4 protein-coding genes and 2 pseudogenes are annotated in these 8,907 nt (G+C 69.2%); 5 read left to right on the top strand and 1 reads right to left on the bottom strand.

Going from position 1 to position 8,907, the window contains the following annotated elements; genetic code table 11:
- From J1902_RS18600 to J1902_RS19765, 5 genes and pseudogenes are all read left to right on the top strand, one after another.
- A partial coding sequence (locus tag J1902_RS18600; RefSeq protein WP_443623208.1) for an NACHT and WD repeat domain-containing protein occupies positions 1–3,771 on the top strand: 3,771 nt, incomplete at its 5' end.
- Positions 3,772–4,024: 253 nt separating this feature from the next.
- A pseudogene (locus J1902_RS19845) lies at positions 4,025–4,539 on the top strand (DUF4158 domain-containing protein).
- 69 nt (positions 4,540–4,608) lie between these two features.
- Positions 4,609–5,214, top strand: a complete 606-nt coding sequence (locus tag J1902_RS19575; protein ID WP_242702216.1) for a hypothetical protein — start codon at positions 4,609–4,611, stop codon at positions 5,212–5,214.
- A pseudogene (locus J1902_RS18590) lies at positions 5,199–6,713 on the top strand (Tn3 family transposase); the annotation flags it as partial. The gene J1902_RS19575 and the pseudogene J1902_RS18590, both read left to right, overlap by 16 nt.
- A gap of 1 nt (position 6,714) precedes the next feature.
- Positions 6,715–7,023 (top strand): Tn3 family transposase, encoded by a 309-nt coding sequence (locus J1902_RS19765; protein ID WP_278253677.1) that lies wholly within the window; start codon positions 6,715–6,717, stop codon positions 7,021–7,023.
- Positions 7,024–7,158: 135 nt separating this feature from the next.
- Here J1902_RS19765 and J1902_RS18580 read toward each other — a convergent pair.
- On the bottom strand, positions 7,159–8,907 hold a 1,749-nt coding region (locus tag J1902_RS18580; protein WP_207617856.1), incomplete at its 5' end, for a WD40 repeat domain-containing protein.

Raw genomic sequence — 8,907 nt, 5'->3', positions numbered from 1 at the left:
AGTTCGGGCGTCAAGTCGCTGTTCGTGATCCTGGGCCCCTCCGGTGCCGGCAAGTCCTCGTCCCTGCGGGCGGGCCTGCTGCCGCGGCTCCGGCGGGACGACCGGCATTTCCTGCCGCTGGACATCGTGCGCCCGGAGCGCAACGCGCTCACCGGAGACCGCGGCCTGGCATCGGCCATCCACGCCCTGCGCACCGGGCTCGGGCTGGCCCGGCCGACATTGGGCGACATCAAGGCCGTGTGCACCGCCGGCGATGCCGGACGGCTGCAGGCATGGCTGGCCGAGGCCCGGCAAACGGCCCGGGCGCGTCTGCTCGATGTTGCGGACGGGGCTCCGCCGCCCACCCTGGTCCTGCCGCTGGATCAGGCCGAGGAGCTGTTCAATGCCGATGCCGGTCCCCAGGCCTCCCGGTTCCTGGAACTGCTCGCCCGGCTGCTGCACCACGAGGACGGGACCGTGCCGGGGATGATTGTGGCCGGCACGATCCGCGCGGACCGGTATGAGGCACTGCAGACAGCACCGGAACTGGTGGGGCTGCAGAGCGTTGTTTTTGATGAGCTCAAACCGATGCCGCTTGCCCATTTCAAAGAGGTCATCCTCGGTCCCGCCGCCCGGGCCAGCGCAGCCGGAAGGCCGCTGACGGTACAGCCGGAGCTGGTGGACCGGCTGCTCGCCGACTGCGAAGAGGGCGCGGACAGCCTGCCGCTGCTCTCGCTGACCCTGGCACGCCTGTACCGGGATTACGGCGGCGACGGCGATCTGATGCTCTCCGAGTATAAACGGATCGGCGGGATGCACCGAGTGGTGCAGACCGAAATCGACAGGGTGCTTGTTGACGACCCGGCCAAACGACAGGCCCAGCTCGATGCGCTGCACTCGGCGTTCATCCCCTGGTTGGCGACCATCAACCCGGACAATGACCAGCCGATGCGCCGGATAGCGGGCCTGGTCGACCTGCCGGCCGAGGCCCGGCCGCTGATCGACGCGTTGGTGGACAATCGCCTGCTGGTCAGGGATGCCCGCGGCGGGCAGACCATAATCGAAGTGGCCTTGGAAAGCCTGCTGCGCCAATGGGAGGAACTTGCCGGGTGGCTGGCTGCGGAGCGGGAGGACCTCAAGGAAGCGGATGCCTTGGAGCGCGCGGCGGCCGCCTGGGAACGCAGCGGCCGCAACGAGGCCTGGCTGCTCGAAGGAGAAAGGCTGGGCGGTGCGGACATGCTTGCCGCGAACCCAGGCTTTCGGGACCGGCTGAACCCCGCCCGGGAATTCCTGCTCGCCTCCAGGAACAGGGAGGAGGAGCGAATCGAGGTAGAGAAACAGCAGCAGGAAGCCAAACTCCAGGCTGCCCGGGAAAAGCAGGAAGCAGCCGAGGCACTGGCGGCTGCGGAGTCCCGGGCCAGAGAGGAAGCGGAGGAGCACACCAAGGTGCTGCGCAAACGCTCCCGCGTGCTCAAAATCGTCCTGGCCGCAGCGGTACTGATCGCCATGGTTGCCGTGGCTGGCTTCGTGCAGGCTTCCGTCGCCCGGTCCGAAGCCGACACCCGCACCCGCGAGGCCATCGCCCTACGGCTGGCATCCGAGGCCCAGTCCATGCTCGCCGGTAACCGAGCCGGAGGCGGTATGCGTGCGATCCAGCAAATGCTCGCCGCGCACGCCATCACAGCGACGGCGGAAGGTGAGATGGTTCTCATGAGTGAGGTGGTCAGGCAGCGGGACATGCAAAAGATCATTGAGACCGCCGATCTTGTTTTTGACGTGGCGTTCAGCCCGGACGGCCGGCGGATCGCCTCCGGAGGCTGGGACAACACCGTGCGGCTCTGGGATGCCGGCACCGGCCAGCCCATCGCGGAGCCGCTGACCGGGCACCCGGATGCGGTCAACCGCGTGGCGTTCAGCCCCGACGGCCGGCGGATCGCCTCCGGAGGCTGGGACAACCCCGTGCGGCTCTGGGATGCCGGCACCGGCCAGCCCATCGCGGAGCCGCTGACCGGGCACCCGGATGCGGTCAACCGCGTGGCGTTCAGCCCCGACGGCCGGCGGATCGCCTCCGGAGGCTGGGACAACCCCGTGCGGCTCTGGGATGCCGGCACCGGCCAGCCCATCGCGGAGCCGCTGACCGGGCACCCGGATGCGGTCAACAGCGTGGCGTTCAGCCCCGACGGTCGGCGGATCGCCTCCGGCGGCGGGGACTACACCGTGCGGCTCTGGGATGCCCGCACCGGCCAGCCCATCGCGGAGCCGCTGACCGGGCACACGGGTGAGGTCATCAGCGTGGCGATCAGCCCCGACGGCCGGCGGATCGCCTCCGGAGGCTGGGACAACCCCGTGCGGCTCTGGGATGCCCGCACCGGCCAGCCCATCGCGGAGCCGCTGACCGGGCACACGGGTGAGGTCATCAGCGTGGCGATCAGCCCCGACGGCCGGCGGATCGCCGCCGGAGGCGGGGACGACCCCGAGCGGCTCTGGGATGCCGGCACCGGCCAGCCCATCGGGGAGCCGATGACCGGGCACACGGGTGATGTCAGCAGCGTGGCGTTCAGCCCCGACGGCCGGCGGATCGCCTCCGGAGGCGGGGACGACACCGTGCGGCTCTGGGATGCCGGCACCGGCCAGCCCATCGGGGAGCCGCTGACCGGGCACACGGATGCGGTCAACAGCGTGGCGTTCAGCCCCGACGGCCGGCGGATCGCCTCCGGAGGCTGGGACGACACCGTGCGGCTCTGGGATGCCGGCACCGGCCAGCCCATCGGGGAGCCGCTGACCGGGCACACGGATGCGGTCAACAGCGTGGCGTTCAGCCCCGACGGCCGGCGGATCGCCTCCGGAGGCTGGGACGACACCGTGCGGCTCTGGGATGCCGGCACCGGCCAGCCCATCGGGGAGCCGCTGACCGGGCACACGGATGCGGTCAACAGCGTGGCGTTCAGCCCCGACGGCCGGCGGATCGCCTCCGGAGGCTGGGACGACACCGTGCGGCTCTGGGATGCCGGCACCGGCCAGCCCATCGGGGAGCCGCTGACCGGGCACACGGATGCGGTCAACAGCGTGGCGTTCAGCCCCGACGGCCGGCGGATCGCCTCCGGAGGCTGGGACGACACCGTGCGGCTCTGGGATGCCGGCACCGGCCAGCCCATCGGGGAGCCGCTGACCGGGCACACGGATGCGGTCAACAGCGTGGCGTTCAGCCCCGACGGCCGGCGGATCGCCTCCGGAGGCTGGGACGACACCGTGCGGCTCTGGGATGCCGGCACCGGCCAGCCCATCGGGGAGCCGCTGACCGGGCACACGGATGCGGTCAACAGCGTGGCGTTCAGCCCCGACGGCCGGCAGATCGCCTCCGGAGGCTGGGACGACACCGTGCGGCTCTGGGATGCCGGCACCGGCCAGCCCATCGGGGAGCCGCTGACCGGGCACACGGATGATGTCACCAGCGTGGCGTTCAGCCCCGACGGCCGGCGGATCGCCTCCGGCGGCGGGGACGTCACCGTGCGGCTCTGGGATGCCGGCACCGGCCAGCCCTTCGGGGAGCCGCTGACCGCGCACACGGATGATGTCACCAGCGTGGCGTGCAGCCCCGACGGCCGGCGGATCGCCTCCGGCAGTTGGGACAGCACCGTGCGGCTGTGGCCCGCCCCTACCGACTGGCCCGACGCGCTATGTGCCAAGCTCACCAAAAACATGAGTCACCAACAGTGGCGCGATTGGGTGTCGCCCTACATCGACTACATTGAGGTCTGCCCCGGACTGCCGATTCCCCCCGACGCTCCTTGAAGGACGAAAAGCGGGCACAAAGCCGAAGGCTCCCTGTGCAGCGAAGGCGCCCTGACGCGTCAATGGAGTTGACCCGCGCCTCCGAGGGATCGAAAAAGCGTGGCCCCCGGGCGGCGCAGTTGGCGCCAAGGGCTGTGGAATTACTAATGAGGGCGTAAGTAGGGGTTGCCGTAGTACTCGGGAAGAATCGGGCGGATATGCATGGGTAGGCTTCTGAGCAGGGGTTTTTCGGCTCTGCTGGGAGGTTGCTCAGGTGTTCACGGACGAGTTGGAGGGGCTGCGGGGGTTTCCGGAGATCGGCCGGGAGGAGTTGTTCCGGTTCTTTACCTTGACCCCGGCGGATGTGGCGTTCCTTGATCCTGGCCGGGGCAGGGGCCCAGCGGAGCGGTTGAGGCTTGCTGTAGCCGTGTGCACATTGCCGTGGCTGGGGTTCGTGCCGGACGAGGTGGCCTCGGCGCCGCGGGCGGCGGTGGCCCGGCTGGCGGGGCAGCTTGGGGTGGATCCGGACGCGCTCCGGTCCTACGGACGTCGGGCGAAGACCCGCACGGAGCATCTTCGGCTGGCGGCGCGGTATCTGGGTGGCGGGCGCCGGCGGGTCTGGAGTTGCAGGAGCTCGATGAGTTCCTGCTGGCGCGGGCGATGGAGCATGACTCGCCGGCGTTGCTGTTCCGGCTGGCGTGCGAGTATTTGATCTCGGCGCGGGTGATCCGGCCGGGGCCGGTGATGGTGGTCAAGCGGGTCGCCCACGCCCGGGAGCTCGCACGGTAATAGACCTTTGACCGGCTCGCGCACGAGTTCACCGACGAGTGTCGGAGCGGCCTGGACGGATTGTTGGTGATGGACGCGCGGATCGGGATGACCCGGCTGCGGTGGCTGGGCACGGGGCCGGTGGAGGCCTCGCCCGCGGCGGTGAAGGCCGAGATCGCGAAGTTGGGATTCCTGCGCGGGATGGACGCACACACCCTGGACTTATCGGTGCTGCCGGCGGAGCGGCGCCGGTTCCTGGCCACGGTGGGTCGCCGGCTGAGCGCGCAGGCGTTGGCCCGGCGCGAGCCCGAGCGCCGGTACCCGATTCTGCTGACGCTGCTGGCGCAGTCGGGGACCGAGGTGCTCGACGAGGTGGTGCAGTTGTTCGACCAGGCCGTTTCCGCGCGGGAGAGCAAAGCCGCTCACAGGATGCGGGACTACCTGACCGAGCGCGGCAGTTCCGGGGAAGACCGGCAAGGGTTGCTGGACGCGATCCTGGCCGTCGTTGCCGACCCGGCGGTACCGGACGAGGAGGTCGGCGGCCTGATCCGCGGGGACCTGATCGGGTGGGAACGGCTGCGTGCGGCGCAGTCGGCCGCACTGGCCCGCTGCCGCGCGATCATGGGCATCTGGCCGCGCTGGAGGGCTCCTACGGGTATCTGCGGCAGTTCACCCCGCAGGTGCTCGAAGCGGTGACCTTCGCCGGGGGTACCGCCGCGGCCGGACTGCTGGAGGCGGTGCAGATCCTGCAGGAGCTCAACGCGACCGGCGCCCGCAAGGTCCCCGAGGACGCGCCGACGGGGTTCGTCCCGGCGCGCTGGTGCGGCTACCTGGAGACCGCGGCGAAGACCGGCAATATCACCGCCTACCGGCATTACTGGGAGCTGTGCACCCTGCTGGCGCTGCGCGACGGGCTACGCACCGGGGATGTGTTCGTGCCGGGTTCGCGCCGCTACTGCGACCCGGCCGCCTACCTGCTGACCCCGGACACGTGGGCCGATCAGCGGGTGGAGTTCTGCAGGCTGGTCGGCAAACCCGTCGGCCCCGACGCAGCCCTGGCCCAGGTGCAGGACGAGCTACACACGGCCCTGGCGGGCCTGGAACAGACCCTCGCCGAGGGCGACGGGCCGGTCCGCCTGGATGAGGCGGGCGAGCTGGTGATCTCCCCACTCAGCGCCGAAGACGTCCCGGCCGAGGCAGTGGCTCTGAAGGCCGAGCTGACCGAGATGTTGCCGTTCGCGCCGATCGTGTCGCTGCTGATCGAGCTGGACAAACGCACCGGGTTCCTGGACTGCTTCACCCACGCCGGCGGCAGGCAGACCCGCAGCACGGAGCTGAAGCGGAACCTGATCGCGGTGCTGATCAGCGGCTCCACCAATCTCGGACTCACGCGGATGGCCGACGCCTGCGGCATCTCCTACGACATCCTGGCTTGGACCGCCGAGTGGTACGTGCGGGAGGAGACTCTGCGCGCGGCGAACCTGGCGCTCACCGGCTACCACCGGAAGCTGCCGCTGACCCCGGTGTTCGGCACCGGCACCCTGTCCTCCTCGGATGGTCAGCGGTTCCCCACCCGCGGGAAGTCCGTCACGGCCAGGGCGTTGAGCAGGTATTTCGCCCATGAAGGACTGAGCACCTACACGCACGTGACCGACCAGCACACCACCTACGGCACGAAGATCATCGTCGCGACCAAACGCGAGGCGCACTACGTCCTGGATGAAATCCTGGGCAACGCGACCGACATTCCCATCACCGAGCACGCGACCGATACGCACGGGGTGACACTGGTCAACTTCGCCCTGTTCGACCTGCTCGGACTCCAGCTCTCGCCCCGCATCCGGGACCTGGGCAAGATCACCCTCTACCGGACCGGTCAGAAATCCGAGACCGAGTCGGTGTTCCCGCTGGCCGGGCCGTTGTTGACCCGGCGCTGCAACCTGGATCTGATCGCCGGGCACTACGACGAGCTGCTCCGGCTGGCCGGGTCGCTGAAATTCGGGCACGCCACCGCGTCGCTGCTGGTCGGCAAGCTCTCCGCATCCGGCAGGCAGAACGCCCTGGCCGCGGCACTGAAGGAGTACGGGGCGCTGCGCCGCACGATCTACGCCGCCCGCTACCTGGCCGACCCGGCCTACCGGCGCAAGATCTCACGGCAACTGAACAAAGGAGTGTCGCGGCCCGCCCTGAAACGGGATGTGCTCTACGCCCCATGTAGGGACTATCCGGGCCCGCCACCTGCAACAACAAACCGAACAGGCCTGGTGCCTCACGCTCGTCACGAACGCCGTGGTGACCTGGACAACGGAATACTACGGCCTGGCTGTGGAATCGATGCGCCGGACCGGGCGGCGCATCGATGAAGAGGTGCTGGCCCACATCTCCCCGGCACACAGCGAGAACATCAACTTCTTCGGCGCCATCGACGTCGACATCGAAGGCGACCTGGCCCAACTCGGCCCCACCGGCTACCGGCCGCTACGGGTACGCGACACCCTCTTCTGACCCCGGACAGCAGTGCTGAGGACTACCACCGATAGGCCATATCCGCCCGATTTTTCCCGGGTACTACGGCGACCCCTACTACGGCAACCCCTATGCGCGTGAGGCTTCCTCTGCGTGGCGTCGGTATTTCTCCCGTCAGCGGGCAGCATCGTCGGGGGGAATCGGCAGGCCCGGGCAAGCCTCCATGTAGTCGATGTAGGGCGACACCCAGTCGCGCCACTGCTGGCGGCTCATGTTTTGGGGTAGTTTGGTGCACAACGCGTCAGGCCATACTGCGGGGGCTGGCCACTCCCGCACAATCTTGTCACGACTGCCGGAGACGATGCGCCGGCCGTCCGGGCTGAATGCGACACTGGTCACCCCGTCTGGCCCGGTGGTCATCGGCCCCCCGATGGGCCGGCCCATGTCCGGATCCCACAGCCGCACCGTCCCATCTTCGCCGCCCGAGACAATCCACCGACCGTCCGGACTAAACGCGACACTGTTTACGAAATCCGTGTGCCCGGTCATCGGCTCCCCGATGGGCCGGCCCGTCTCCGGATCCCACAGCCGCACCGTCCCATCTGCGCCGCCCAAGGCTGCACGTTTGCCGTCCGGACTGAACGCCACAGTGAGTATGGAAGTCTCGTAATCGGTCACCGGTTCCCCGATGGGCCGGCCCGTCTCCGCATCCCACAGCCGCACCGTCCCATCTCCGCCGCCCAAGGCTACACGGTTGCCGTCTGGACTGAACGCGACCCTGTTCACCTCACCGGTCGTGGGCTGTCCGACGGGCCGGCCCGTCTCCGCATCCCCCAGCCGCACCGTCCCATCTCCGCCGCCCAAGGCTACACGGTTGCCGTCTGGACTGAACGCGACCCTGTTCACCTCACCGGTCGTGGGCTGTCCGACGGGCCGGCCCGTCTCCGCATCCCCCAGCCGCACCGTCCCATCTCCGCCGCCCAAGGCTACACGTTTGCCGTCTGGACTGAACGCGACACTGTTCACCTCACCGGTCGTTGGCTTTCCGACGGGCCGGCCCGTCTCCGCATCCCACACCCGCACCGTTGCGTCCCAACTTGCGGAGACGCTGAGCCTGCCGTCTGGACTGAACGCGACACAGTTCACCTCACCGGTCGTTGGCTGTCCGACGGGCCGGCCCGTCTCCGCATCCCACACCCGCACCGTTGCGTCCCAACTTGCGGAGACGATGAGCCAGCCGTCAGGACTGAACGCGACATTGTTCACCACAACCGTGTGCCCGGTGATCGGCTGTCCGACGGGCCGGCCCGTCTCCGCATCCCACACCCGCACCGTTCCGTCCCAACTTGCGGAGACGATGAGCCTGCCGTCTGGACTGAACGCGACATTGTTCACCACATCCGTGTGCCCGGTGATCGGCTGTCCGACGGGCCGGCCTGTGGCCGCGTCCCACACTCGTACAGTCTTGTCATAACTGCCGGAGACGATCCGCTGGCCATCCGGGCTGAACGCCACACCGGTCACCCCATTCGTGTGCCCGGTCATCGGCTCCCCGACGGGCCGCCCGGTCTCCGTATCCCACACCCGCACCGTATCGTCCAGGCTGCCGGAGACGATCCACCGGCCGTCCGGACTGAACGCCACACCGGTTACCCCATACGTGTGCCCGGTCATCGGCATTCCGATAGGCCGATCCGTAGCCGCGTCCCACACCCGCATCGTCCCATCGCTGCTGCCGGAGACGAGCCGCCGCCCGTCCGGACTGAACGCCACACCCCTGACCCCATCCGTATGCCCGATCATCGGCTCCCCGACGGGCCGGCCCGTCTCCGCATCCCACACCCGCACCGTCCCGTCCCAACTGCCCGAGACGATCCGTCGGCCGTCCGGACTGAAGCCCACGCTTAATACCGCATCTGTGTG

The organism is Arthrobacter cavernae, assembly GCF_017368795.1.
Classification (GTDB): domain Bacteria; phylum Actinomycetota; class Actinomycetes; order Actinomycetales; family Micrococcaceae; genus Arthrobacter; species Arthrobacter cavernae.
Note: the sequence above shows the minus strand (reverse complement) of the source record. Positions and strands in the feature narration are given on the sequence as shown.

What these genes read in the sequence shown, in the direction of transcription:
- J1902_RS19575 (WP_242702216.1), top strand. Translation starts at nt 4,609, where the DNA reads ATGGACGCGCGGATCGGGATGACCCGGCTGCGGTGGCTGGGCACGGGG.
- J1902_RS19765 (WP_278253677.1), top strand. Translation starts at nt 6,715, where the DNA reads ATGTGCTCTACGCCCCATGTAGGGACTATCCGGGCCCGCCACCTGCAA.